The organism is Archaeoglobus veneficus SNP6, assembly GCF_000194625.1.
Classification (GTDB): Archaea; Halobacteriota; Archaeoglobi; order Archaeoglobales; family Archaeoglobaceae; genus Archaeoglobus_C; species Archaeoglobus_C veneficus.
Map to the genome: position 1 here is coordinate 667,718 of NC_015320.1, position 23,796 is coordinate 691,513.

Annotated in this window: 27 protein-coding genes, 1 pseudogene and 1 CRISPR repeat array (1 of these 29 running past the window's edge); of the genes and pseudogenes, 12 read left to right on the plus strand and 16 right to left on the minus strand. The window is 47.8% G+C overall.

Annotation, left to right across the window (positions count from 1 at the left end; all coding sequences use genetic code 11):
* Window positions 1-2,053: direct repeats of the CRISPR family, unit length 30 nt; unit sequence GTTGAAATCAGACTAATGTAGGATTGAAAG; it begins 2,571 nt to the left of the window's first position.
* Between the two features lie 99 nt (window positions 2,054-2,152).
* Window positions 2,153-2,782, plus strand: coding sequence for an ATPase domain-containing protein (locus ARCVE_RS03835; protein WP_013683469.1), 630 nt, complete (start codon window positions 2,153-2,155; stop codon window positions 2,780-2,782).
* A gap of 11 nt (window positions 2,783-2,793) precedes the next feature.
* Here ARCVE_RS03835 and ARCVE_RS03840 read toward each other — a convergent pair whose 3' ends face one another.
* On the minus strand, window positions 2,794-3,609 hold the full coding sequence (locus ARCVE_RS03840) for a menaquinone biosynthesis family protein (RefSeq protein WP_013683470.1): 816 nt from the start codon (window positions 3,607-3,609) through the stop codon (window positions 2,794-2,796).
* Window positions 3,610-3,739: 130 nt separating this feature from the next.
* On the opposite strand from ARCVE_RS03840, the gene ARCVE_RS03845 reads away from it, so the two are divergent.
* Together ARCVE_RS03845 and ARCVE_RS03850 are read left to right on the plus strand one after the other, a co-directional pair.
* A complete protein-coding gene (locus ARCVE_RS03845; RefSeq protein ID WP_013683471.1) occupies window positions 3,740-4,282 on the plus strand; it encodes a DUF531 domain-containing protein in 543 nt (180 codons plus the stop codon).
* Window positions 4,227-4,859: an RNA 2'-phosphotransferase gene (locus tag ARCVE_RS03850; protein WP_013683472.1), complete on the plus strand. Its 633-nt coding sequence runs from the start codon at window positions 4,227-4,229 to the stop codon at window positions 4,857-4,859. The genes ARCVE_RS03845 and ARCVE_RS03850 overlap by 56 nt, the downstream gene beginning before the upstream one ends.
* A gap of 19 nt (window positions 4,860-4,878) precedes the next feature.
* Here the strand turns inward: ARCVE_RS03850 and ARCVE_RS03855 are convergent, their stop codons facing one another.
* The gene (locus ARCVE_RS03855) at window positions 4,879-5,283 is read right to left on the minus strand and encodes a hypothetical protein (RefSeq protein WP_013683473.1); all 405 of its coding nucleotides are present in this window, start codon (window positions 5,281-5,283) and stop codon (window positions 4,879-4,881) included.
* A 68-nt stretch (window positions 5,284-5,351) separates the two neighbouring features.
* Window positions 5,352-6,599: a type III ribulose-bisphosphate carboxylase gene (rbcL, locus tag ARCVE_RS03860; RefSeq protein ID WP_013683474.1), complete on the minus strand. Its 1,248-nt coding sequence runs from the start codon at window positions 6,597-6,599 to the stop codon at window positions 5,352-5,354.
* A 195-nt stretch (window positions 6,600-6,794) separates the two neighbouring features.
* On the opposite strand from rbcL, the gene ARCVE_RS03865 reads away from it, so the two are divergent.
* From ARCVE_RS03865 to pyrH, 3 genes are all read left to right on the plus strand, one after another.
* Window positions 6,795-7,436 (plus strand): 30S ribosomal protein S3ae, encoded by a 642-nt coding sequence (locus ARCVE_RS03865; protein WP_013683475.1) that lies wholly within the window; start codon window positions 6,795-6,797, stop codon window positions 7,434-7,436.
* Window positions 7,437-7,527: 91 nt separating this feature from the next.
* Window positions 7,528-8,517, plus strand: a complete 990-nt coding sequence (locus ARCVE_RS03870) for an AI-2E family transporter (RefSeq protein WP_013683476.1) — start codon at window positions 7,528-7,530, stop codon at window positions 8,515-8,517.
* A gap of 38 nt (window positions 8,518-8,555) precedes the next feature.
* Complete coding sequence (pyrH, locus tag ARCVE_RS03875) at window positions 8,556-9,236, plus strand: UMP kinase (protein WP_013683477.1); 681 nt, start codon at window positions 8,556-8,558, stop codon at window positions 9,234-9,236.
* 14 nt (window positions 9,237-9,250) lie between these two features.
* On the opposite strand, the gene ARCVE_RS03880 is transcribed toward pyrH, so the two are convergent.
* On the minus strand, window positions 9,251-9,595 hold the full coding sequence (locus tag ARCVE_RS03880) for a nucleotidyltransferase domain-containing protein (RefSeq protein WP_013683478.1): 345 nt from the start codon (window positions 9,593-9,595) through the stop codon (window positions 9,251-9,253).
* Window positions 9,592-9,978 (minus strand): HEPN domain-containing protein, encoded by a 387-nt coding sequence (locus tag ARCVE_RS03885; protein WP_013683479.1) that lies wholly within the window; start codon window positions 9,976-9,978, stop codon window positions 9,592-9,594. Before ARCVE_RS03885 ends, ARCVE_RS03880 begins: the two co-directional genes overlap by 4 nt.
* A 75-nt stretch (window positions 9,979-10,053) precedes the next feature.
* Between ARCVE_RS03885 and ARCVE_RS03890 the strand changes: the two genes are divergently transcribed.
* From ARCVE_RS03890 to ARCVE_RS03905, 4 genes are all read left to right on the plus strand, one after another.
* On the plus strand, window positions 10,054-10,584 hold the full coding sequence (locus tag ARCVE_RS03890; protein WP_013683480.1) for an HD domain-containing protein: 531 nt from the start codon (window positions 10,054-10,056) through the stop codon (window positions 10,582-10,584).
* A complete protein-coding gene (locus ARCVE_RS03895) occupies window positions 10,574-11,083 on the plus strand; it encodes a Mut7-C RNAse domain-containing protein (protein WP_013683481.1) in 510 nt (169 codons plus the stop codon). The genes ARCVE_RS03890 and ARCVE_RS03895 overlap by 11 nt, the downstream gene beginning before the upstream one ends.
* A 98-nt stretch (window positions 11,084-11,181) precedes the next feature.
* Window positions 11,182-12,147, plus strand: coding sequence for a 3-oxoacyl-ACP synthase III family protein (locus ARCVE_RS03900; protein ID WP_013683482.1), 966 nt, complete (start codon window positions 11,182-11,184; stop codon window positions 12,145-12,147).
* Window positions 12,148-12,153: 6 nt separating this feature from the next.
* Complete coding sequence (locus ARCVE_RS03905) at window positions 12,154-13,686, plus strand: acyl-CoA carboxylase subunit beta (protein WP_013683483.1); 1,533 nt, start codon at window positions 12,154-12,156, stop codon at window positions 13,684-13,686.
* On the opposite strand, the gene porB is transcribed toward ARCVE_RS03905, so the two are convergent.
* The 8 genes and pseudogenes from porB to ARCVE_RS03940 form a co-directional block, all read right to left on the minus strand.
* Complete coding sequence (gene porB, locus ARCVE_RS03910; protein WP_013683484.1) at window positions 13,681-14,604, minus strand: pyruvate synthase subunit PorB; 924 nt, start codon at window positions 14,602-14,604, stop codon at window positions 13,681-13,683. The genes ARCVE_RS03905 and porB overlap by 6 nt on opposite strands.
* Window positions 14,583-15,734: a 2-ketoisovalerate ferredoxin oxidoreductase subunit alpha gene (gene porA / locus ARCVE_RS03915; RefSeq protein ID WP_013683485.1), complete on the minus strand. Its 1,152-nt coding sequence runs from the start codon at window positions 15,732-15,734 to the stop codon at window positions 14,583-14,585. The genes porB and porA overlap by 22 nt, the downstream gene beginning before the upstream one ends.
* A complete protein-coding gene (locus ARCVE_RS11780) occupies window positions 15,731-15,898 on the minus strand; it encodes a 4Fe-4S binding protein (RefSeq protein ID WP_394295112.1) in 168 nt (55 codons plus the stop codon). The genes porA and ARCVE_RS11780 overlap by 4 nt, the downstream gene beginning before the upstream one ends.
* Window positions 15,887-16,213 (minus strand): annotated as a pseudogene (locus ARCVE_RS03920) (hypothetical protein); the annotation flags it as partial. The pseudogene ARCVE_RS03920 and the gene ARCVE_RS11780, both read right to left, overlap by 12 nt.
* Entirely contained in the window at window positions 16,195-17,052 is an 858-nt protein-coding gene (locus ARCVE_RS03925; RefSeq protein ID WP_013683487.1) for a sulfide/dihydroorotate dehydrogenase-like FAD/NAD-binding protein, read from the minus strand. The pseudogene ARCVE_RS03920 and the gene ARCVE_RS03925, both read right to left, overlap by 19 nt.
* Window positions 17,053-18,216: an NADPH-dependent glutamate synthase gene (gene gltA / locus ARCVE_RS03930; RefSeq protein WP_013683488.1), complete on the minus strand. Its 1,164-nt coding sequence runs from the start codon at window positions 18,214-18,216 to the stop codon at window positions 17,053-17,055.
* Window positions 18,213-18,749: a pyruvate ferredoxin oxidoreductase subunit gamma gene (locus ARCVE_RS03935; protein ID WP_013683489.1), complete on the minus strand. Its 537-nt coding sequence runs from the start codon at window positions 18,747-18,749 to the stop codon at window positions 18,213-18,215. Before ARCVE_RS03935 ends, gltA begins: the two co-directional genes overlap by 4 nt.
* Window positions 18,750-18,913: 164 nt before the next feature.
* Window positions 18,914-19,552, minus strand: a complete 639-nt coding sequence (locus ARCVE_RS03940; protein ID WP_013683490.1) for a 2-oxoacid:acceptor oxidoreductase family protein — start codon at window positions 19,550-19,552, stop codon at window positions 18,914-18,916.
* 260 nt (window positions 19,553-19,812) lie between these two features.
* Here ARCVE_RS03940 and ARCVE_RS03945 point away from each other — a divergent pair, with 260 nt between their 5' ends.
* A complete protein-coding gene (locus ARCVE_RS03945) occupies window positions 19,813-20,007 on the plus strand; it encodes a hypothetical protein (RefSeq protein ID WP_013683491.1) in 195 nt (64 codons plus the stop codon).
* A 105-nt stretch (window positions 20,008-20,112) separates the two neighbouring features.
* Here the strand turns inward: ARCVE_RS03945 and thiC are convergent, their stop codons facing one another.
* Together thiC and ARCVE_RS11285 are read right to left on the minus strand one after the other, a co-directional pair.
* Window positions 20,113-21,399, minus strand: a complete 1,287-nt coding sequence (gene thiC / locus ARCVE_RS03950) for a phosphomethylpyrimidine synthase (RefSeq protein WP_013683492.1) — start codon at window positions 21,397-21,399, stop codon at window positions 20,113-20,115.
* 111 nt (window positions 21,400-21,510) lie between these two features.
* Complete coding sequence (locus ARCVE_RS11285) at window positions 21,511-21,684, minus strand: hypothetical protein (RefSeq protein ID WP_013683493.1); 174 nt, start codon at window positions 21,682-21,684, stop codon at window positions 21,511-21,513.
* A gap of 267 nt (window positions 21,685-21,951) precedes the next feature.
* Here ARCVE_RS11285 and ARCVE_RS03955 point away from each other — a divergent pair, with 267 nt between their 5' ends.
* On the plus strand, window positions 21,952-22,896 hold the full coding sequence (locus ARCVE_RS03955) for a ribose 1,5-bisphosphate isomerase (protein ID WP_013683494.1): 945 nt from the start codon (window positions 21,952-21,954) through the stop codon (window positions 22,894-22,896).
* 12 nt (window positions 22,897-22,908) lie between these two features.
* Here ARCVE_RS03955 and ARCVE_RS03960 read toward each other — a convergent pair whose 3' ends face one another.
* Window positions 22,909-23,745 (minus strand): sulfite exporter TauE/SafE family protein, encoded by an 837-nt coding sequence (locus ARCVE_RS03960; protein ID WP_013683495.1) that lies wholly within the window; start codon window positions 23,743-23,745, stop codon window positions 22,909-22,911.
* Window positions 23,746-23,796: the final 51 nt, after the last annotated feature.

Sequence of the window (23,796 nt, forward strand, 5' to 3'; positions counted from 1 at the left end):
AAATAGATGGGTTGAATAAAAAAAGGTTGAAATCAGACTAATGTAGGATTGAAAGGGACATGGGGCAATAAGCAGCCATTCAGCCCAGAGCCATCTGTTGAAATCAGACTAATGTAGGATTGAAAGATAGAGTTCTATGTTGTAGTATGTTCCTGCAGAGAGATCGTTGAAATCAGACTAATGTAGGATTGAAAGCATGCTCTTGCTGAGCCATAGCCAAGCCCATGAAGCGGGTTGAAATCAGACTAATGTAGGATTGAAAGACGTAGATTTGACATTCTCAGCGGGCGCAACGAGGCAGGTTGAAATCAGACTAATGTAGGATTGAAAGTTACATATATCTACAAAAGCTGCACAATCTGCAGCATCGTTGAAATCAGACTAATGTAGGATTGAAAGAATAAGAGCGGGCGAGTATGGCGACATGAGCGAGGCAAGTTGAAATCAGACTAATGTAGGATTGAAAGCTTCGAATGGGATAAGGGCTTAGAGGATTTGGCCGAATGGGAGTTGAAATCAGACTAATGTAGGATTGAAAGCATGCTGAAAACTACATTGTCTTCAAGGGCGTTTCTTATGTTGAAATCAGACTAATGTAGGATTGAAAGAATCCTGTGACAGTGCAACGTATTACTTTACTATTCATGTTGAAATCAGACTAATGTAGGATTGAAAGGACTCTGTGTGTGAGGTGGTGGTAGAGATGGAGCAAAAGTTGAAATCAGACTAATGTAGGATTGAAAGTTTTGAGAAAATAAGACGTATAAACCTTTGTAACAATGGTTGAAATCAGACTAATGTAGGATTGAAAGAAATTCCTCGGACGGGATAAGTTCAGCAAAGTTATCGCGTTGAAATCAGACTAATGTAGGATTGAAAGGTTTGATGTGCGAATGTGGATACTCGAAGAGGTATGTTGTTGAAATCAGACTAATGTAGGATTGAAAGTTGAACCATATCTCGTTCTGAGGGAAACTCATCTGAACGTTGAAATCAGACTAATGTAGGATTGAAAGGTTCCAGCCTGTGATAATAAAAAGCACCACAGCACCGAGTTGAAATCAGACTAATGTAGGATTGAAAGACATAAATCATTATCCTGTCGAAGTTTCAGATTATTTGGTTGAAATCAGACTAATGTAGGATTGAAAGGATATACCATCAACTGAATTACCTGAATTGCCATTAACAGTTGAAATCAGACTAATGTAGGATTGAAAGGTTGCGTATGCGCCCAGATATGGTACGAACTGTTCAAAAGTTGAAATCAGACTAATGTAGGATTGAAAGCGCTGGGACGATAATCAGACTTGTAAACGCTGATGCTACGTTGAAATCAGACTAATGTAGGATTGAAAGCGCTGATACAGCTTCAGCGGAGTCATACGCTTAATCCTGTTGAAATCAGACTAATGTAGGATTGAAAGTTCTATTTCTCGTCCGATATCCCTACTGTAGTGTCTTAGTTGAAATCAGACTAATGTAGGATTGAAAGAATTTATTGGGCCGATGGCAACACGCCCAGCTGAGCTTGTTGAAATCAGACTAATGTAGGATTGAAAGTTTTGTCCCGCTGAGCACGTGCACGCTGCGAATGATTGGTTGAAATCAGACTAATGTAGGATTGAAAGTTCATTCTCTCTTTCAATCTCAGCAATCTTACTCATTAGTTGAAATCAGACTAATGTAGGATTGAAAGTACTTGCGGAGCTACTACGACAAATACGCCAAACTGCTCGTTGAAATCAGACTAATGTAGGATTGAAAGGTAGGGATTTCTTTAATCCAGGTTTCGTCAATTGCTGCGTTGAAATCAGACTAATGTAGGATTGAAAGACATCTGAATCTTCGAATACCTCAATGCTGTATATGCTCGCTGTGCGTTGAAATCAGACTAATGTAGGATTGAAAGAGTACCCTTTCAAGCACAATCACGGCGATATCGTCTGCAGTTGAAATCAGACTAATGTAGGATTGAAAGCTTTGTACCTCAGCATAGCTCCCACAACACCGAGCAGCCCGGGTTGAAATCAGACTAATGTAAGATTGAGAAACGTACTGTAGTGGAGTTTAGAAGGATCAAAAAATTCTCATCATTATTAACAAAAATATCGCTATTCTTAATAAGTATTTGTTATCAAAAAATCAGCCAATGCCCAAAAGGGTCTCAACAGGAATTCCCGGATTCGATGAACTTTGCGGGGGTGGGCTGCCGCAAGGAGGTACGTATCTTGTTGTAGGAGCTGCAGAATCTGGAAAAACTGTTTTTTCTATGCAGTATCTGGTAAATGGGGCGAGGATGTTTGGGGAAGCAGGAATATTCATCACCACGGAGGAGAGCCCGCGGCATATAAGGGATCGCTTTTCCTCATGGCAGATTGAAGACCTCGAAGACGAGAACATGCTGGCAGTAATAGATGCACGCCTGTCCCTGGATATGGGGGAAGTTGCGGCAATTAAAGACGAGATTGGTGCGGAGAGAGCGGTTCTCGATTCTGCAAACCCGGTATGTTTTCCACATCCTTGGGCTTTGTTGAACGTTTCAGGTATAATGAAAGCTCTGGACCTGACAAGCATATTTACCTGCCAGACGGAAGATATGACGGCTAAACTTGCCGCAGATGGTCTGATTGTGCTTCATTATCTGAAAGGAGGTTATTTTGAGAGCAGGGGTATTGAAATAGTAAAGATGAGAAGCTCACCCCACAGTGAGGGCGTGCATCCCTTTGAAATAACAGAAATGGGAATTGTTGTTCACCGTATCAGGGTCTTCTGGTTCTGAATTGTGAGGCATCACAAAAAGAGGATATCGACAGGTGGCTTCTCAAAGAACCCCTTCTTCTCTGCCATTGTTAGGAGAGCATCTATCCCCTTTACAACGCTATCTGGCATCTCGTACGTGTACTCGTTGACGTACATCATGGCGAAGCGCTTCGTTGTTTCCTTGTCCAGCCCCCTTGAGTACTTCATTGCATACTCGACAGCCTCGTCCGCATTATTTAAAGCGTAGTCGATGCTTTCCCTCATTGCCTTCAGGAAAGCCTTCTGCATATCCTCGGGAATGCTCCTCTTGATGGCATTAACGCCGAGAGGGAGGGGCAGGCGGGTTTTGTCGTACCACCACTCCCAGAGATCGAGCACTTTCGTCAGGCCATGTCTTTCGTAGGTTATCTGGCCTTCATGAATGAGCAGGCCAGCATCGACGTCTCCTCTCTTGACAGCTGGTATAATCTCGTCGAATCTCATCTCAACTGGTTCGAATTCGTCGACGGCAAGTTTGAGCAGGAGATATGCAGTGGTGTACTTCCCTGGAACTGCAATACGCCTTCCCTCAACCTCTACATCATTCTTAGCCACGACAATAGGGCCATAGCCGTCGCCAACACTTGCTCCTGCAGAAAGAATTCTGTACTTATCGTGGAGGTACGCGTAAGCGTGAACTGAAATAGCTGTTACGTCAAGTCCTCCGTCAAAGGCCATGCGGTTGAGAGTTTCTATGTCCTCTATGACGTGCACGACTTTGAAGGGCATCTCTATTTTTCCTGCAGTCATTGCGTAGAACATGAACGCGTCGTCAGCATCCGGCGTGTGTGCAACTGTGATCTCCATGTCAGGCACACTGCAGGCTGGGTTAAATAGTTTGTGAGATATCTATGAGTGAAATAGTGTTGCCGGACGATACTTCGTGAAATGTTCGAAGACTCGCATAAGATTTAAAGCCCTCCATCCTACCAGCCCCATGTTCGTGCTCTGTCTGGTAAACACCTACGACAAGCTCAAGCTGCATGAGATACACCTCAGGAGCATCGCGAGAGCAGCCCCGCTGTGCTATGCGTTTGGCCTCCACTTGGCCCTCCTTGATTTTCCCTTCTGGAAGGAAAGAGACGAAGTTGTAAAAGCAGTTAGAGACTACACGACGATAGGTGAGCACGGCAGATACCTCGAAGAGCTTGATAAGAGCGGGAAATTCCATTTAATTGAAAAAATACCCGCTCACTTTGGTGTGCTTGTTGCAACAACTTCAAAACCCGACGAGGGTAAGAGGATAAGCACTGATGATGTGCCCTCCTTAACCTCCGCAACATTTTTAATGGGTCTGGGAAGGAAGGGGTTGCCAAAAGAGCTTATGAAAAAAGCAAAATATCATTGGGATGTAACGGGGAAAGGCGTTAGCCTTGAAACGTGCGCGGCTATGGGGGTCATCGCGGCCCTTGTGGGGTGTAAACATGGAGGACATAAGGATTTGCCCGACTCACGGATTTTACAGGGGCGAAAGCTGTAAGTGCGGCTACAAAGGCGAACTTATCCTCGACAAAGAGAGGGTTGAAAAGCTCGGTAGGCTTGTTTCTGGAATTCTGAGACATTTTCCTGACAAATTCAGGCTTGAAATGGATGAAGACGGCTGGGTTGACTTTGATGCTCTTGCAAGGGTTGTAAGCAGGAAGTACCGCTGGGCAAACCAGTGGCTCATAAAAGCAATGATATACAGCGACGAGAAGAAGCGCTACGAGCTTAAAGATAACAGGATAAGAGCGAGGTACGGCCACAGCGTCAGGGTTAAACTCTCAGATTATCCGCCAGCAGAGGAGGATGTCCTCTACTACGGCACTGGCGAAGAGGAAGCTCACAGACTCCTCGAAATTGGTATAAAGCCCGTAAATCAGGCCTATGTACATCTATCAACGACGATAGAGAAGAGTGAAGAAGTGGCGAGGCTTCGCACCGATGATCCCATAATTCTCGAAATCGATGCAAAGGCGGCGATGGAGAATGGGATAAGAATTATCAAGGCAAATGACTACATAGCTCTTGCTGAGGAAATCCCTCCTAAGTACATAAAGAGGGTAATCCGGCTTTAAATCTTGAATTATTTAGATTTTATTCGAGGCAGAAATAGAGTGGAGGAATTCTATCGGTAATTCCGAGCTCAACGCTCGAACCTATGCATAGGGTGACGTTGAGCGGTTCTGTCAGTTCAACGCCCTCAAAACGCGCGCATCCATCCTCTACGTGCACGGGGAAGAGAAAATCAGCATGACTGAAGTCTATTTTCTCAACTGTGTAGTTATCAGCGGCAAAAAGAGCCTTTACGTCATCCTCTATACTGCTCGCACCGAAGAGGAAGACCTTGATTGCCGTGAGGGGGTCGAGGGTGTAGCTTACTTTTACCTCCACGCTGCCGTTGCAGTAATGTACTTCCGCGCTGTCGAAGTTTAAAGCTGCCGCTGGTTGAAGAACCAGTGCAAGGATAGCAATGAGCAGCGTAACGTGAAGACGAAGCATTGCACCGCACTTTTTCCCCAAAAAATATAAGACTTTCGAATTGAAAAATGTTGGATTAAAAATTATAGTTACTTGGGCCTCGTGTAACCCCATTTCTCGAGGGCTCTGGCAAGCTCTGCGTGCTTTTTCGCGTGCTCGTCGAGGGATATACCCTTTATTACTGCATCTATAGCCTGCCTCAGTGCTTTGGCTCCAGCGTGCGTCCCGTCTGGATGTCCATGGACTCCTCCGCCGGCCTGGATTATGACGTCCTTTCCGAAGAGCTGCACAATATCTGGAACGAGTCCGGGATGCAACCCGCCGGAGGAGACAGGAAATACGGGCTTCACGTACCATTCCCGCCTGCATATGTCTGCAAGCCTCTTGACCATGTCCTTGCTTCCCTCCATCTTGCCAACGCCTGTGCCCACGTGGAAGTTATCAACGCCGGCGAGCCTCGAAATCTTAACAAGGACATCGAGTGAAATTCCGTGCTTCGGGTTTCTCGTGAAGGCAGCGTGCATGGCTCTGTGGGCGTGAATTCCAAGGCCAAGATCTTCACACTCCTCTCTCAACATCTGAACTGCCGAAAATCCGGCAGTTAAGATATCGACCATGACATACTCGTTACCGTAATCTGCGACGAGTTTTGCCCTTCTGAGCATCTCCTTTCCAACTGCTGTCACGTTTGCGAGATAGACCTTCTTTTCTCCTGTTTCCTTTTCTGCCTTCTCTCTCGCTTTCATGACCTTCTCGAGTCTCTTCTCGAACCTCACGAAGGGCTGACTTGTCAGGTTCTCGTCGTCTTTTATGAAGTCAATTCCTCCTGACCATCCCTGATAGGCAATGTCTGCGTATTCGTCGGCATCGAATCCGACCTTTGGCTTCGGAACCGTTGCAGTTAAAGGCCTGTCGTAAACGCCGAAGAGCTTTCTTACTCCTTCAATCCCGAGCAATGGCCCAGAGAAATGTTTGCAGTACTCTGCTGGAAATTCTATGTCTTCAAGGCGGAGGTTTTTCAGAGCTTTCATGCCGAAAACGTTCCCAGCAACGCTGCTGAGTAGCTGAGGTATGCTACCCTCTTCGAAGAGGTCGAGGGGGTAGGCAATCTTTACAACGTTTCCATCAATTTCGAAAACCTTTGCCATGAGACGCTTTATTCTCTCCGGAAGCTTTGCGAGGGTTGTCCACGTTCCGACTGAGCTCTCTGAGGCGACCCTTCCGGCAGCCTCCTCCATTGAAATCCCGTCGGGCTCAACGCGAAAAACGCATATGATCTCGTTTTCTTCTGGCTCGTAGCTTAGATCGACAAACTCAGTGTACCATTCAAAACTCATAGAATTTATTCAACGCTGCCTTATATTAACTTTCTGTAGTATGTGCTGGTAGGCTTTTTAATTTTTGACTGTCAGAACAATTTCATGTAGTGGTGGAAAACGGGTGTGTAGAGTCCACTAGGCCTTCCCGGCAGAGTCTGTCTGGAGGGCAAAAAGTTTATTAATTGATTGACAGGCAGAGATGCGTGATTCACCATGGCGAGAAAGAAGAGGCAGGCCAGAGTAAAGGATAAATGGACACTTAAAAAATGGTACACGCTCATCGCTCCTGAGTACTTTGGAATGGCGGAAGTCGGAGAGACTCCTGCAGATGACCCAAGCAAGGTCGTAGGCAGAACTGTGGAAATAACGCTGGCAGAACTGATAAACGACTACTCCAACCAGAACCCCTACAAGAAACTGATCTTCAAGGTTCACAGAGTTGCCAGCGATAACGCTTACACGAAGTTCCACCGCTTCGAACTCACGAGGGACTACCTGAACAGCCTCGTAAAGAGGAGGACCAGCAAGATCGAGGACGTTATTGACGTAACCACCGCAGACGGTTACGTTCTCAGAGTAAAGCCCGTCGCCTTTACCATCAAGCGCTGCAAGTCCTCGCAGAAGAGGGCTATAAGGGCAGTGATGAGAGAAACGGTTATGCAGTTCGGCACGCAGGAGAACTTCGTTCAGTTCCTTCAGGAGTGTGTGCTGGGTAAGATACCCTCTGAGATATACAAGAGGGCAAAGAAGGTCTACCCCCTGAGAAGGGTTGAGATAAGGAAGATTGAGCTTCTTAAGGAACCTAAGCCCGTAGAGGTTCCGGAGAAAGAAGCAGAGGCTGTAGCTGCAGCCTGACTTTTTTGATTTTAATAGTTTTATTCTGGATTTGGTTTATCTGCAGAGTTACCGTGGAAAATGTGATATACTCTGCTGAAGATAATATGGCATGCGTGACAAGTGGGCGTCCGTTTTTGTCGTCAGCGTTGTAGCTCTTCTCGCCCTCCTTGTCCTGTTCTTCTCCCCTCTCCTCGATGGAATAGTTATGGGTATTGTTTTTGCATACGTTGCAAAGCCAATCAAGAAGAGGGTTGAAGAGAAAACAGGAAAAGCTGCTGCAAGCCTGATTGCAACTCTTCTCATAATCGTTCCAATCTTCATCCTGATGTTTTACGGGATTTTTCAGGGGATAAACCAGCTCGTGTATCTCTTTACCCATCAGCATGAAGTTGAGCAAATGCTCGTCAGCACTCTGAGAGATGCGGGAATTGATGAGAAGTACATCGAAGATGTCAGACTCTGGATACCAAGCGTTATATCCTTGGCTCAGGGCAAGCTCAAGATTTCTGCGATCGACGTTACCATCCGGGCAGTGATGTTCTTCATGAACTTTATTATATCTGCAATCGTCTGCTTCTACGTTCTTCTTGATGCTGACTCATTTGTAAGAAAGACGATAAGGATATTTCCAGAGAGTAGACAGAAGGAGATTGCGAGGTTTATAGCTGAGGTTGACGAAACGCTTCTTGCACTCTGGTTCGGAAACTTTGCCTTTGCGGTTATAATCGGTTTGGTAAGTATACCATTCTTCATGGCTTTTCGGATACCATACGCCCCGCTCCTCAGCGGGCTCATGTTTCTCGCGGCCCTGATCCCGGTGTTCGCCGAGTGGATGGTTCTTGCCCCTGTAGCACTGTTTCTCGCCCTTACGAACTTAAACATGGCAATATGGTTCACTGCTATAGGATTTCTGTTCCTGTACTTCCTTCCCGAAGTTGTTCTTCGCCCCTACTTTGTCGGCCATGCATCACGAATTCATCCTCTTGCCCTCCTGCTTGCGTTCATCGGTGGAGCAATGGTAGGGGGCGTTGCGGGTTTCTTCGTTGCGCCGATGGTTGTGGCTGTTATAACGGCCGTTTATAACTACTACACGAAGTGACGGCAGACTTATATTTTGCCAGTCCAAACTCCAAGGCGATGAGAGTAGTACTGTCACTGGGCGGTTCAATGGTGATGCAGGACTTTAACGCTGATCGAATAAAGGCCTACGCCAGTGTAATCGAGAAGCTCGCATCCAAGCACACGATTCTCGTTGTGGTTGGTGGAGGAAGGGTTGCCAGGAACTACATATCGACGGCAAGAAGTCTCGGCGCGGACGAAACGTTCTGCGATTACCTCGGCATAGGTGTTACAAGATTAAACGCAATGCTCCTCGCATCGGCCATAAAGCAGGCACCCAAGGTCGTTCCAGAGGATTTCAGGCAAGCGTACGAGCTGTCCCTGAGCCATTCTGTGGTGGTGATGGGTGGAACGTTTCCAGGCCACACTACCGACGCTACCGCCGCGCTGCTTGCTGAGTTCGTAAACGCCGATGTTCTGCTCAACGCCACGTCAGTTGATGGAGTTTACTCAGCAGATCCACGAAAAGATCCGAACGCAGTAAGATATGACCGAATTACGGCAAAAGAACTTGTCAGGATTGTTTCGGTGGGAGAGACTAAGGCCGGGAGCAGCAACGTCATCGACCTGCTTGCAGCGAAGGTAATTGAAAGGAGTGGCATCAGAACAGTGATCTTTCTTGGTGAACCTGAAAACATCGAGAAGGCTCTGAAGGGGGACGTTGAGGGTATTGGAACAGTTGTTGAAGTGGACCAATAGGTGGGGTTGTAATTCTAAACCTTCCTCATCTTTTGTATAAACCTCCTGTACCACTCGAATTCCTTTGGCGTGACAATATGAATTTCGAAGGGTGCAAATACATCTATAGCCTTCATAATCTTGGCTCTTATCCTGCCCCGCTCCCACTGGCTCTTTGGGGTGTTTTCTGAGACTATGAGAATATCTATGTCACTGGCAGGCGTATGTCTGCCTTCAACAACTGAACCGAAGACATAAACATCTGCTTTGCCGAGCGAGCCTTCTGCCACCTTCTTTATCTTCTGGGCGTATTCCATGTAGTTTTCAAAGTATTTTCTCTCCTCTTGGGCTATCTCTCTAACAGCATCCATTAGATTCATAACCCATCAACCAGCTCTCTAATTCGTTTAGCTAAATCGAGCATGTTTTCGACCTCTTTTCTTTCGAATTCACTCGGAATGTAACGAGAGGTAATGTATGCGTTCTCAAGATTGGATATACCATCTATATTCTCCTCCATGAACGCCCGTATTTTTTCGAGCTTTCCTGTAATTTTTCCAATTTCTTTGAGTAATTTCTTTATAGAGTGTGTTTTGGGGTAATCTCCGGCCAGAAGGAATAGTTTGTATTTTAGATAGAGTTCAACGAATTGCTGAATATTAAAAGCTGCAAGATCAAACACTCCGCTGTGCAGCAAATATTCCCCGTTCCTTAAGAATTTTTCAGCTCTATCTCGCAGTATTTCTATCTCTTCAACGCTCATTTGTTGTTAGGTGTCTCTACAAGTTGAATAATGTTTCGCAATAAAGGCTTAATACGCCGGCAGCGACATCCAAATATGGAAGATATTACTAAATTTCTTTTCGAAGCAGGCATGTTGAAGCTCGTACCACGTTCCGGCTGGTTCAAGATTGGGATAAAGTATCCCGAAAGCGTCGCAGAACATACCTTCAGAACTGCCCTGATTGCGTATATAATCACCTACCTCGAAACGTCTGACTCGTCAAAGGCAAGTAAGGCCGCATTTCTCGCGCTGATTCACGACTTCCACGAAAGTCGAACACTCGACTTGCACAAGCTGTCAAGGAGATATGTTAGCTTTAACTCCGAAGAAGTCCTGAAGGAACAGCTCGAGCTTCTGCCAGCACATATGCGGAAGGAAATTGAAGAAATGATGGATGAGCTTGGTGATTTCGTTAAAGATGCTGACAGGCTTGAGCTTTTGCTGCAGGCAAAGGAATATGCTGAAGTCTATCCATCTGCCATGAAGTACGCAGAAGGACTCGAGTTCAAAAGCGAGGCTGCGAAAAAGCTGGCTGAATCAATAAAGAGCTCTGATCACAGGTGGTGGCTGAGGTTTGAGGAGTGAAGAGAGCGGAAAGGGGGAATTAAAGTTCATATGCGACAGAATGCTCGGAAAACTCGCAACGTGGTTGAGAATAGCTGGCTATGACACGCTGTACGTTGGCAGTATTGAAGTAGATGGGAACGAGGACACGTACATGGTTCACAACCATAAGGACAGAATTCTACTAACGAAGGACAGAGAACTGTACAGGAGAGCCATTTCAGCTGGAAGGCGTGCTCTCCTTATAAAATCCAACAGCGTTGCAGGGCAGATGAAGGAAGTGATGGCGCTGGGCGTAAAGTTCGAGCCGGTAATGAACAGGTGTAGCGTCTGCAACGCTTTGCTGCGAAAACCCACCAAAGAGGAGGCGAGAGAAGTAGTTGAAAGAGAAAAACTCGGAGATGACATACTCGAGAGGTACGAGCTGTGGTACTGCGAGAAGTGCAGGAAGTTATACTGGATGGGCAGCCACTGGCGAAACATGCTGCGTTTTCTCGAAGGATTGAAGTCTGAAAATTGAAGTTGAGGGTGAGTAGCCATATTCGTAATTCGTTATTTGTCGAGTAAGTTATTCGTCGATTAGTTAATTTTAAATATTTTGATGTATTATTACCATTTATGGCTACAGTGACATCCACAGGCTCGTACCTGCCTGAGAATGTCATAACCAATAAAGAATTCGAACAAACTCTCGACACGTCAGATGAGTGGATCAGAACAAAACTCGGAATCAAAAAGAGGAGGTTTTTGCGAGCCGATCAAACGACGTCTGATCTTGCTGCCTACGCGGCAAGGGATGCGTTGAGGAAGGCTGGAGTTAAGCCAGAGGATGTAGAGCTGATAATACTCGCAACAACAACACCAGACATGATTGCTCCATCAACAGCGTGCATTCTGCAGGGCAAGTTGGGGGCTGTAAATGCTGCGGCCTTCGACGTCATGAACTTCTGTTCAGGCTTTAACTACGCGCTGGCTGTAGCGTCAAAATTCGTTGGGAACGAATGCAGTAACGCACTCGTTGTTGCTGCTGAGGCATATTCAAGATTTCTCGACTTTTCAGACAGGCGTACGTGTGTCATTTTTGGTGATGGGGCTGGAGCGGTTCTGCTCGAAGACGGTAACAGGGGCGTCTTTTTCAACTACCTCAGGAGCGACGGAACTGGCTTCAACATCATACAGATTCCAGGCGGAGGAGCGATGTATCCGGCGAGTGTTGAAACCGTCAATGCGAAACTCCACACGTTCAAAATGGACGGCAGGGGTGTCTGGGACTTCGCCACGAAGTTCGTTCCCAAGGAGATAAAGAAAGCCTTCGGCAGGGCGAAAATGGAAATCGAGGATTGCGATTTCTTCATCTTCCATCAGGCGAACCTCAGGATAATTCGGGAGATTATGAAGACTCTTGGAATTCCGGAGGATAAAACTCACACCACCATCGAGGAGTATGGCAACACTGCAAGTGCATCGATACCCATCACGCTTGACGATGCTGTTAAGCGAGGAAAGGTGAGAAGAGGAGATATTGTAGCCCTTATCGGTTTTGGTGGGGGGCTTGCGTGGGGTATAAACCTCATAGAATGGTGATTTTCCATGATTAACGCTCTTAAAGAAGTGGAGAGTAGGAGGAGAAAAATCCTCGAGATGGGCGGGCAGGAGAAAATCGAGAAGTTAAGAAAGAGCGGGAAGCTGACAGCAAGGGAAAGAGTGGAGTGTCTGCTCGACGAGAACAGCTTCGTCGAACTGCAACCCTTTGTGGAAAGCAGGAATAAGGACTTCGGACTTGACGGACTGCCAGCAGACGGTGTTATCACGGGATATGGAACGGTGGATGGCAGACCGGTTTGTGTCTACGCCCAGGATTTCACGGTACTTGGAGGTAGTTTGGGCGAGATGCACGGCTTGAAGATCGCAAGACTTCTCGACTTTGCACTCGATGCTGGGATTCCTGTCATAGGGCTCTGTGACAGCGGGGGAGCGAGAATTCACGAGGGTGTAGACTCGCTTAAGAGCTACGGAGAGATATTCAGGAGAAACGTCGAGGCGAGCGGCAGAATACCTCAGATTAACGTGATAATGGGGCCGTGCGCTGGTGGAGCTGTTTACAGCCCGGCTCTCGGAGACTTCGTAATAATGACGAAGAACAGGAGCTGCCACATGTTCGTAACCGGCCCCAAGGTCATAAAGGCCGTAACGGGCGAGGATGTCAGCTACTCCGAACTTGGAGGATGGGAAGTCCACGCAGCGAGGAGCGGTAACTGCCATCTCGTCGCTGACAACGATGTGAAAGCACTTCAACTCGTCAGGAAGCTGCTGAGCTACCTGCCCCTCAACAGCGGTGAGTACCCGCCTGTAGTGAATACCGGCGACGATCCCATGAGAAAAACCCCTGAAATTTACGAAATAGTGCCCGAGGATCAGCGGAAGCCCTATGACGTGAGGATGTTGATAAAAGCCGTGGTTGACAACGGAGAGTTTTTCGAAATCCAGCCCCAATTTGCGCCAAACGCCACTGTTGGCTTTGCACGCATCGATGGCAAAAGCGTCGGTATAGTTGCAAACAACCCGTGGTTTTATGCTGGCTGCCTCGATGTAGATGCAAGCGACAAGATTGCGAGGTTCATACGGTTCTGCGATGCGTTCAACATCCCTCTGATAACGCTCGTTGACGTTCCGGGGTTTCTACCGGGGGTGGAGCAGGAGTACAGGGGCGTGATCAGGCACGGTGCAAAGATAATCTATGCGTACAGCGAGGCAAGCGTACCATTGATAACGGTAGTAGTAAGAAAAGCGTACGGAGGGGCATACATAGCCATGGGGAGCAAGCACCTTGGGGCTGACATTGTATACGCATTCCCAACGGCCGAAATAGCCGTGATGGGGCCCGAAGGAGCAGCAGAGATAATTTTCAGGAGGGAGATCGAATCTTCGAAGAATCCGGAAGAGATGAGGGAAAAGATGGTCGAGGAATACAGGCGGAGGTTCGCGAATCCCACGAGAGCTGCAGCGAGGGGCTACGTTGACGACGTCATAGACCCTCAGTACACGAGAATCAGGATAGCCTCGGCTCTAAGGGTACTTGAGAGAAAGCAAAAGAGGAGAAAGCACGGAAACATTCCTTTATAACATCTCGTCAAGCCCAAATTTTCTGGCGTTGTAGTCTGCGATAGCCTGAATTCGCTCGATTTCCTTTCTACCTTCCTCGCTTGCAAAGAGGTGTCTGAACCTTTTCTGCATTTTTAAGTATTCCTCCACAGGCTTCCTCTTCCCGATCTTCATGACGTTCGTTACCTCATCATCAACAACCTCGTAGTTGACCCAGAGGGCAGTTTCGACGGCAAGTCTGCCAACCTCAACGGTTTTTGACGTGTCGTATCCCCATCCGGTGGGACATGGCACGTGAACCTGAATGTACGCTGGCCCATCAACCTCACACGCCCTCTTCACCTTCCTGAAGAGGTCTTTGGGGTACGAAGATGAGGCTGTTGCGACGTAGGGGATGTGGTGTGCCGCAACAATCCAGGGCGCATCTTTTTTAGGCCGTGGGTTTCCAATGCTCACCTCTCCGCTGGGCGAGGTGGTTGTGTGTGCCGCGTATGGTGTGGCTCCGCTGCGCTGCACGCCAGTGTTCATGTAAGCCTCGTTGTCCAAGCAGATGTAGATGACGTTGTGTCCCCTCTCGAGCATGCCGGAAAGGGCACCGAAACCTATGTCTATCGTTCCTCCGTCTCCCGCAAACACGACGACCTTTGTATCTTTACCCATCCTCTTAACGGCCCTCTCAATACCAGAAGCGACGGCAGCAGCATTCTCGAAAAGCATGTGGATACACGGAATGCGCCAGGCAGAGCGGTTGTACAACCCCGTCGAGACCTCAAGGCATCCGGTTGCCATGCATGCGATGGCGTTTCGCCCTATGGCTTTCAGGGCTATCCTCACTGCGAGAGTCTGTCCGCAGCCCGGGCATGCGGTATGGCCTGGAGCGAGCAGTTCTTCTGCGGGCATCCCCGCTACGCTATTGGTTAAGCCCTTAACTTGAACCACACGACTTCACCTCCTTCAAGCTTCTTTGCCTTCTCAACAATCTCTTCGACGTCTGCAATACGGGTATCCCTTCCTCCGAGGCCCACGACGAAGTTGCAGACCTTTGGTCTGGAATCCATCGTGTATAATGCAGCTTTGACTTCGCTGAAAAGCGGGCCCTCAAATCCGTAACTGAATGCTCTGTCTATCACCACCACAGTTTCAACGTCTTTCAGCGTATTTCTCAGCTCATCAAACGGAAACGGGCGGTACGTGCGGAGCCTTACGAGTCCAACACCATTCATGTGCTCTATCGCCTCCTTTATCGTACCACATATGGAGCCCATGGCAATCAGGGCTACTTCTGCGCCATCCATGTTGTAAGTTTCAATCAGACCGTTGCCGTAGGTTCTTCCAAACATCTTTCTGTACTCTCTGTTGGCTCTGATAATCCGTCGCTTGGCGTTCTCCATTGCCTTCTGCTGTTCCCACTTGAACTCCATGTAGTCACTCGGCAGAGCGTAGACTCCGAACGTCATGGGATTCTCAGGATCAAGCCTGTACTCGGGCTCGTACGGCGGCAGGAATTCATCCACGAGCGCCCGATCTGGCAGGATGACCGGCTCATACGTATGCGTGAGGACATAACCATCCATGCAGATCATCGCCGGCAGCATGACGTCGCTGCTCTCCGCTATTCTATAAGCCTGTATCGTGAGATCCACGGCTTCCTGAACCGATTCTGCGTAGAACTGCATCCAGGATGTGTCCCGCTGGGACATGGAATCGGAGTGATCGTTCCAGATGTTCAGCGGGGCACTCAAAGCCCTGTTTGCAACGGTCATAACCACCGGCAGTCTCATTCCGGAGACGGCATGCAGAACCTCGTGCATCAAAGCCAGGCCTTGAGATGACGTGGCGGTATATGTTCTCATCCCGCACGCCTCTGCTCCGGCGATGAGGGATAGAGCAGAATGTTCGGACTCAACGTTAACGAACTCTGCATCGAGAGTCCCGTTCGCAACGAGTTCTGCCAGCCTCTCCACGATGTGAGTCTGAGGGGTTATGGGGAATGCAGCAATGACGTCAGGCCTGCAGAGCGCAACAGCCTCAGCAATGGAATGCGAGCCTTCCTGAACGACGTATTTCATTTAACCTCAACCTCCATGGTTATCGCTCCGAGGGGACATACCTCAGCGCAGATTCCGCATCCCTTGCAGTAGTCATAGTCTGGCTCGAAGAAACCCTCCTCGTTGAGAACCATGCATCCCTCCGGGCAATACATCCAGCAGATCCCGCATTCGACGCACCTGATCTCGCACTGCGTTTCTTGAGGACAGACTCTACCGCATATCGCTGGCAGCGCGTTCTTCTCTCTGAGTATCTTTGCAGCCCTCTCTAAGTCTCCTTCAACTATGCACGCTATGAAGCCGGGGATGTCTATTTCCACCGGACAGCCTGAAATACAGCCCGGTTCGAGACAGCGCAGACAGCGCTTCGCTTCCTGCACAGCCTGCTCGTACGTGTAGCCGAGGGCAACCTCCTCGAAGTCTCTTATCCTTTCCTCCGGAGACCTTTCAGGCATTGGTGTCTTCTTTTTCTGATATTCCTTCAGGAGTGGCTTCTGCATTCCCCACACCCTCCGATTTCCTCTAAAAACAGCCTTTTCGCGAGTTCTTCCTCCTCTCTGTACGTGCCGAGCCTTTTGATGAGCAGATCAAAATCAACCTGGTGAGCATCAAATTCCGGGCCGTCAACGCACGCAAACTTCGTCTCTCCCCCAACCTCAACCCTGCATGCACCGCACATTCCCGAACCGTCAACCATTATTGGGTTCAGGCTCGCAATGGTCTTCACTCCGTAGGGCTTTGTCGTTAAAGCGACGAACTTCATCATAATTGCCGGGCCAACGGTAACGACCCTGTCCACCTTCCTGCCATTTTCGAGTATTTCCTTCAGCGGCTCGGTAACGACCCCTTTTCTACCGTAGGAACCATCATCCGTCGTCACTATGAGTTCGTCGCTGACTGCACGCATCCTGTCCTCCCAGATGAGTAAGTTCTTGCTCCTTGCCCCTATTATGGATATGACTTCGTTTCCGGCCTGTTTTGCCTTTCTTGCAATCGGATAGACTGCAGCGATTCCAACACCTCCACCGACAAAGACAATCGTTTCGTTCTCGGGAATCTCTGACGGGTTTCCAAGAGGGCCGGCAATATGGGCCATCTCGTCGCCCACACCAAGCCTCCCGAGTTTCATTGTTGTTTTTCCGATTTCGAGGAAAACGATTGTAATCGTTCCGGCTTTTCTGTCGTAATCAGCTATCGTTAGCGGTATACGTTCACCCCTCTCGTCAACAACGACGATCACGAACTGGCCAGGCTCGGCCTTCTTTGCGATAATGGGCGCGTCAACAACAATCTCCTTGATGTTTTCAGCAAGCTCAACCTTTTCGAGTATGACAGCCATTCAATCACCTCTCAAAATCCGGTCTATCGCCTCAGCAGCCCTCTTGCCTGCACCCATTGCAGCTATGACCGTTGCAGCTCCGGTTGTAACATCGCCACCAGCAAAAACCCTGTCCTTGCTTGTTCTGCCGTAGCTGTCCGCAATTATGATCCCCCTGCGTTTGTCCACCACAAGCCCCTTCGTGGTGCGCATCACAAGCGGATTGGGCTTCTGGCCAATGGCGATAATCACCTGGTCAACTGGCATGGTGAAGTTGCTGCCCTCAATGGGTACAGGTCTGCGCCTTCCGCTCTCGTCAGGCTCTCCAAGCCTCATGCGGATGCATTCCATCTGTTCAACTCTCTCCTCACCAATGAAGCGAATCGGCTGCGTCAGCGTGAGGAACTTTATTCCTTCCTCCTTCGCTCTCTCGATTTCTTCCTGCCTTGCAGGCATTTCCTCCTCGCTTCGCCTGTAGACTATGTAGACCTCCTCGGCCCCAAGCCTCAGCGCGCATCTTGCGGCATCCATTGCGACGTTTCCACCGCCTATGACAGCAACGCGCTTACCAACCTTGATTGGCGTATCGTATTCAGGAAACGCGTAGGCTTTCATCAGGTTGATGCGGATCAGAAACTCATTGGCTGAGTATATGCCGCTCAGATTTTCACCTGGGATGCCAAGAAAGCTCGGCAGACCTGCTCCGGTGCCAAGGAAGACAGCATCGTATTCCTCAAGCAAATCATCGACTGTCAGAGTTTTACCGATAACAACATCGGTGACAATTTTCACTCCAAGCTGCTTTACATACTCGACCTCTGCCTCGACTATCCTCTTGGGCAGGCGAAATTCGGGAATTCCGTAAACGAGCACCCCGCCAGGCTTGTGTAGCGTTTCGAAAATCGTCACGTCGTGGCCACGCTTTGCAAGTTCGGCAGCAACTGTAAGGCCAGCGGGTCCGCTCCCAACGACAGCAACTCTCTTCCCCGTTGGTGGAGCCTTCTCGGGAATCCTCAACCCTTTTTCAAGCTCCCAGTCCGCAACGAACCTCTCGAGCCTTCCAATTGCGACGGGTTCGCAGCATCTCTTGCACTTCATGTTGTCATGCACCGGCCTGAAATTCCTCCATGCTCCCGTCTTGTTCTCGAGCGTGGTGCCCGGGCTGGTAACACCTCCAGGCCTCATATGGGCAACTCCTCAAAGGCCTTTTTTACAGCGAGAATATTCTTCTCAGCAAGTTTGCAGCCAAACTTCTCGCCAACTGCCTCGACAATAGAGTTTAGAGAAACGATCCCCAGCTTTGCAAGTGCCCCAAGCATGACTGTGTTGACTATCGGTCTTCCGAGGGTTTCAAGGGCGAGACGAGTAGCATCGATTGTCTTAACGGTTGTGTTGGAATTGATACCAAACTCCTCGGGGGACTTTGCAGAATTTATCAAAAGAATCCCGCCTTCCTTAAGTCCAGCAGTGACGTCCACGTCTGACATTAGCGTCGCATCCTGCACAACGACGAGGTCGGGTTCGTAAACCTGGCATCTCTGCTTGATTGGCTTTTCGTCGATTCGGCAGAAGGCCTGAACTGGAGCCCCTCTTCGTTCAACGCCGAATATTGGAAAAGCCTGGCTGTACTTACCATCTTTAAACGCAGCGATAGCGAGAACCTCGGCTGCGGTAACGCTCCCCTGTCCCCCTCTCCCGTGGAATCTTACCTCTAGCATGGTGAACCACCAAACTTAACTATTAATTATTGTAATTCGATACATGACGACTCTTAAATTTTTCGATAGTAGTGTAGATTTTCACATCCTATTAATTAAAATATAACAATAAAGATTAAAAAGTAACGAATAATAAAGATAATTATTTATAATTAACAAAGGGTTCAGGCAAAAACCTGCTCAATTCTGTAGTCACGTGCAAGTGCTCGTGCATTTTGTTCGACAGGCCACTTATGGGCAAATTCTTCGTAAATTCTCCATGTTGCGGCGGCGACCCCTTCAGCAATATCATTGTACTTTTCGGTTATTGCATCCGTTATGGATTGTATGGAAAGAACACCAAGGGCAGCTACCGCGCCAAGCATAACCGTGTTGACAAAAGGTTTTGCAAGGAGTTTGAAGACAAATTCCATGTCTTCATACCTTCTAACGTGAAAGCAGTCTGGTATGTTGTGTGAATCGCTGAAAAGTAACTGGAGTGAGCTGAATATATGCCCTGTAGCATCTACAGTTTTAACAGGTACGTCAGCAAACGAGAAATCCTCTGAGGGACTGGAGGAGTCAACGAAAATAATTCCAGCGTCTTCGACATCTGTGCTGTACATGTATGTCTCATCCTGGAGGATAGCAATATCAGGTTTGCAATTTATGCTTCTTACTCTGATAGGTCTTCTGTCAATTCTACAGAAGGATAGGTTGTCAGATACAAAGCCTTGACAGAATTTTCCCTCTCTGAGAGCTGCGGCACTGAGGATTTCTATTGCACGTGGATCTCCACTTCCGTAAAAGCCTACTTCTATCATAGGTATCCCCCAAATTAAACTATTAATCATGGTAGTTTAAGTTAAAGTTTTTAAGCTTTTCGAAAAAATATTAGTTTTGTAAATTAACTAATTAAAATACTTTATTCAAATTTAAATATCATGATTAATAAGTATAATTATTAAATCTGATAAATTTATAGGAAGCTACCAGTATTGCTCTGCTCGGGTAAATCGTTGAAAAATAACAAAAAGTAATAACTCCGAAAACATATTTATACCGAATTGACCCTCCTGTATTCATGTCCGAAGCTGAAAAGCTAAAGCACCTGCTCGAGCACTGGATAGAACACAGCAGGGAGCACACGGCAAAGTATGTGGAATGGGCAGAGCGGATAAAAGGAGAAAATCCGGAAGTTTCGGATATGCTGATGGAGGCAGTGAGGAAGTTTGAGGAGGGTGAGAAACTGCTCGAAAAAGCAATGGAACTGCTTTAGTCGTCCCTTTTACTTTATCCGTTCGTCCCCGGTATTGCAAAAATTATTGATGTCCTCTTTAATCCGATACTCCCGTAAATCTTGAGATTTCCAACCACCATCGAATTAAACACCTTTCCACTCCTCAAGCGCCTCCTTCACGAGCTTTATTGCACACAGATCCCCACACATGCTGCACGCTTCGCTGTTCGATTTCCGGCTTTCCCATATCTTTCTGGCCTTCTCAGAATCGATAGCAAGTTTAAACTGCTTTTCCCAGTCGAGGTTCTTCCTTGCGAGGGACATCTCGTAATCTACTCTCCTTGCTCTCTCCCTCTGCCCCTCCTTGACAAGATCAGCTGCATGGGCGGCAATCTTTGCAGCTATAACGCCCTCTCTGACGTCTTCAACTGTAGGCAGTGCGAGGTGTTCGGAAGGAGTGACGTAGCAAATTAAGTCAGCCCCATACATCCCTGCAACGGCGGCACCTATAGCCGCTGCGATATGATCATAACCAGCGGCAATATCGGTAACAAGAGGGCCAAGGAGGTATAATGGAGCGTTATCGGTTACGTACTTCATGGCCTTAACCGACGTTTCGATCTCATCGATTGGCACATGTCCTGGCCCCTCAACCATCGCCTGCACGCCAGCATTTCTGCATTTCTCCACGAGTTCACCGAGGAGTATGAACTCGGTGAACTTAACGCGGTCGCTTGCGTCGTGGATGCATCCCGGTCTGAACGCATCACCAAGGCTAATGGTTACATCGTACTCCTTCAGAATCTCGAGGAGGTAGTCAAAGTTTTCGTAGTAGGGGTTCTCCTTCTCGTTGTGAAGCATCCAGCCAATTGTTATTGCCCCGCCTCTGCTAACAACACCCAGCAGCCTGTTACTCCTCTTGAGCCTCTCGACGCTCGTCCAGTTAACGCCTGCGTGTATGGTCATAAAATCGACGCCATCCTTTGCCTGCTTTTCCACAGCTTTAAAGAAATCATCTTCATCCATATCAACAACAACGCCCGCACTTCGGGCGGCCTGATAGATGGGGACTGTGCCAAAGGGCACATCGATGGCTTTCATTATCTTCTTTCTTATCTCGTCTATATTTCCCCCTGTTGAGAGATCCATGATAGCGTCTGCACCATGTTTCTGGGCAACAACAGCCTTTTCGACTTCTTCGTCAACGTTAACGTAGTCTATTGACGTGCCAACATTTGCATTAATCTTGGTGCGCATAAAGCGGCCTATGGCCTTTGGTATGCTATCACGGTTAACGTTCTTAGGAATTACTACCTCTCCTCGAGCAATGAGCCTGATAAGTAAATTCAGCTCAATACCTTCGAAACGTGCAACTTCATGCAACCATTCGGGAGCGTTGCCTCTCTTTGCAATCTCCATCAGGGTTTCCATGAAACTGCATGTTTATGAATGATTGATAAATACTTTGCTGGTTCAAAGAATAGGTGTACAATACAAGGACTAAGGCGAGACACACAAACTTCGAAGCTGCAATCCGAGGTCTTAGTACTCGAATATCACATGCCTGGTTTCAACATGGAAACCCTTGTCTTCAAGGGCTCTTACAAAAAGTTCGGCTTCTTTCTCGTTTCTGGCAAATATTCTTGCCTCGATGAGCCATACAATTTCTTCTTTTTCCTCCTCAAGTTCGTCCAGTCTTACTACCACCCGCTCCATGAAAGATGTTACACTTCGACATATATAAATCTATGCTTCGACGTAAGACGAAATAAATTGAAATAGCGCCAAGTATCTTAATGATAAATCTTGTAAAATTGACAGTCGTCGAACAATTCTAATTTTTAATCATTAAAAATTTTAGTGTATTGTTATATCGGTCAGTAGAGTACATAATATAAATTATAAAAAGTTACTTATCCTTTCATTGAAACAAGCTGCGAAAAAGATTTAAAAAAAGACAATATATTTAATTCGGGATCAAAAATGTACCAGATCGTTGAGGAAGCTGCCGAGAAAATCAGGACAATGGAAGTGAGAGGGGCTGCAAGAATTGCGAAGTTTGCCGCAGAAACTCTCAAAAAGTTTGCAGAAGCTGTGGAATCCAACTTTGACGAAAACATGAACAAAGCTGCGGAGATTCTTCTCAACACCCGTCCCACTGCAGTAAGCCTTTACAACGCCATTAACTACGTAATGCGCTACGAAGGTGAAAACGATGCAGAAAAAAGAGAAAACGCGGTAAAGAGGGCAGAAGAATTTATCAGATGGGTTGAGACAGCCCATGAGCGCATTGGAAAAATTGGGGCAAGGAGGATACGAAAAAATTCCGTCGTGATGACTCACTGCAATTCGTCTGCAGCACTCGCGGTGATAAAAGAGGCGTTCAGAGAGGGCAGGGTTGCGGAAGTTTTTGCCACCGAATCGAGACCGCGGCTTCAAGGGCATCTTACCGTGAGAGAGCTCAGCAACGCGGGCATTCCTGCTACGCTAATCGTCGATTCTGCCGTCCGGTATTTTATAGAGGATGTCGATTACGTGGTTGTTGGAGCCGACACCATTACAGCAAACGGAGCACTGATAAACAAGATAGGCACGTCGCAAATTGCTCTGGCGGCGAAGGAAGCAAGAGTTCCGTTCATGGTGGCTGCCGAGACCTATAAATTCAGCCCGAAGACGCTGTTCGGTGAGCTCGTTGTTATAGAAGAGAGGGATGCAAGCGAAGTAGCTCCGCCCGAAATTCTGAGCCTTAAGGGTGTTCGGGTTAGAAATCCTGCCTTCGACGCAACTCCGAGGGAGTACATCGACGTGATCATCACCGAGATTGGTGCAATTCCCCCAGAAATGGCGTACCTCGTGATAAAGGAAAGGCTTGGATATGCCGTATTCGAGGAGGGCGAACTGAAGATATCTCCGAAGCACTTTGACTGATTCAGCGAGAAATTACAGGAAGTAAGGGATCACGTATTTTGCAGCAAGGAAAAGTATCAGCACACCAAGCACAGATTTTATTATCTTTTCAGGCATGTGCTTCTGGAGCCGTGCTCCTGCATACATTCCTGCAAAACCTCCAATGCCAAGAAGTAGACCGATAATCCATTTCGGTGGATAGCCAAGGTAGCAGTAGAAGAGTACTCCAAAGATTGACGTCGATAACGTGCCGAGCAGTGTGGCTCCCGCTACCGTGTATACGGGGAGACCGAAGACTGTGACGAGGAAAGGAGCTATAATCGCTCCTCCACCAATTCCGTAGATCCCCCCGACTATGCCTATAGTGAATGAGAGGGCAAGCAGAGCAGGGATGGAAACTCTGAACTCTCTTCCCATGAATTCGTAAATGAGCTCTTTGGCGGAGATTTTCTTGTACTTAACCTCTGTTACTCCTGTAGCTCCTTCAGACCGTCCGGTTTTGTCTTTTCCTGCAGAAATAAGAAGTCTTAAAGCGAGGTAAAAGAGAACACATCCAACGAAGAGTTTGAACGTCTTTGGGTCGGGAAGGTATGTGATCCTGATTAAAGCTCCAAGGAACACGCCCGGCAGGGTCCCGGCTATTATAACGGCAGCGAGATATATATTCAGCCTACCCTCTCTCGCATACCTGTAAACCCCACCAGGAATCGCTGCAATGTTGTAGAGCAGATTGGTGGCGCTGACAGCTGGAGACGTGAAATTGAGCACACTCATCTGGAATGGTAGAAGGAGAAACGCTCCCGAGACTCCTGCCTGAGACGTGAAGATAGATATTACGAATGAGACTACCGGCAGAGCGAGAAGCTCCATTGGGGTGGATTGTAAAAAAAGTATAAAAATGTTTAGCAGAGTTTACTTTCT

Excerpts from the sequence above, each read along its gene's own strand:
- ARCVE_RS03835 (WP_013683469.1), top strand. The coding sequence starts at position 2,153 with ATGCCCAAAAGGGTCTCAACAGGAATTCCCGGATTCGATGAACTTTGC.
- ARCVE_RS03840 (WP_013683470.1), bottom strand. The coding sequence starts at position 3,609 with ATGGAGATCACAGTTGCACACACGCCGGATGCTGACGACGCGTTCATG.
- ARCVE_RS03845 (WP_013683471.1), top strand. The coding sequence starts at position 3,740 with ATGTTCGTGCTCTGTCTGGTAAACACCTACGACAAGCTCAAGCTGCAT.
- ARCVE_RS03850 (WP_013683472.1), top strand. The coding sequence starts at position 4,227 with ATGGAGGACATAAGGATTTGCCCGACTCACGGATTTTACAGGGGCGAA.
- ARCVE_RS03855 (WP_013683473.1), bottom strand. The coding sequence starts at position 5,283 with ATGCTTCGTCTTCACGTTACGCTGCTCATTGCTATCCTTGCACTGGTT.
- rbcL (WP_013683474.1), bottom strand. The coding sequence starts at position 6,599 with ATGAGTTTTGAATGGTACACTGAGTTTGTCGATCTAAGCTACGAGCCA.
- ARCVE_RS03865 (WP_013683475.1), top strand. The coding sequence starts at position 6,795 with ATGGCGAGAAAGAAGAGGCAGGCCAGAGTAAAGGATAAATGGACACTT.
- ARCVE_RS03870 (WP_013683476.1), top strand. The coding sequence starts at position 7,528 with ATGCGTGACAAGTGGGCGTCCGTTTTTGTCGTCAGCGTTGTAGCTCTT.
- pyrH (WP_013683477.1), top strand. The coding sequence starts at position 8,556 with ATGAGAGTAGTACTGTCACTGGGCGGTTCAATGGTGATGCAGGACTTT.
- ARCVE_RS03880 (WP_013683478.1), bottom strand. The coding sequence starts at position 9,595 with ATGAATCTAATGGATGCTGTTAGAGAGATAGCCCAAGAGGAGAGAAAA.
- ARCVE_RS03885 (WP_013683479.1), bottom strand. The coding sequence starts at position 9,978 with ATGAGCGTTGAAGAGATAGAAATACTGCGAGATAGAGCTGAAAAATTC.
- ARCVE_RS03890 (WP_013683480.1), top strand. The coding sequence starts at position 10,054 with ATGGAAGATATTACTAAATTTCTTTTCGAAGCAGGCATGTTGAAGCTC.
- ARCVE_RS03900 (WP_013683482.1), top strand. The coding sequence starts at position 11,182 with ATGGCTACAGTGACATCCACAGGCTCGTACCTGCCTGAGAATGTCATA.
- ARCVE_RS03905 (WP_013683483.1), top strand. The coding sequence starts at position 12,154 with ATGATTAACGCTCTTAAAGAAGTGGAGAGTAGGAGGAGAAAAATCCTC.
- porA (WP_013683485.1), bottom strand. The coding sequence starts at position 15,734 with ATGAAATACGTCGTTCAGGAAGGCTCGCATTCCATTGCTGAGGCTGTT.
- ARCVE_RS03925 (WP_013683487.1), bottom strand. The coding sequence starts at position 17,052 with ATGGCTGTCATACTCGAAAAGGTTGAGCTTGCTGAAAACATCAAGGAG.
- gltA (WP_013683488.1), bottom strand. The coding sequence starts at position 18,216 with ATGAGGCCTGGAGGTGTTACCAGCCCGGGCACCACGCTCGAGAACAAG.
- ARCVE_RS03935 (WP_013683489.1), bottom strand. The coding sequence starts at position 18,749 with ATGCTAGAGGTAAGATTCCACGGGAGAGGGGGACAGGGGAGCGTTACC.
- ARCVE_RS03940 (WP_013683490.1), bottom strand. The coding sequence starts at position 19,552 with ATGATAGAAGTAGGCTTTTACGGAAGTGGAGATCCACGTGCAATAGAA.
- ARCVE_RS03945 (WP_013683491.1), top strand. The coding sequence starts at position 19,813 with ATGTCCGAAGCTGAAAAGCTAAAGCACCTGCTCGAGCACTGGATAGAA.
- thiC (WP_013683492.1), bottom strand. The coding sequence starts at position 21,399 with ATGGAAACCCTGATGGAGATTGCAAAGAGAGGCAACGCTCCCGAATGG.
- ARCVE_RS11285 (WP_013683493.1), bottom strand. The coding sequence starts at position 21,684 with ATGGAGCGGGTGGTAGTAAGACTGGACGAACTTGAGGAGGAAAAAGAA.
- ARCVE_RS03955 (WP_013683494.1), top strand. The coding sequence starts at position 21,952 with ATGTACCAGATCGTTGAGGAAGCTGCCGAGAAAATCAGGACAATGGAA.
- ARCVE_RS03960 (WP_013683495.1), bottom strand. The coding sequence starts at position 23,745 with ATGGAGCTTCTCGCTCTGCCGGTAGTCTCATTCGTAATATCTATCTTC.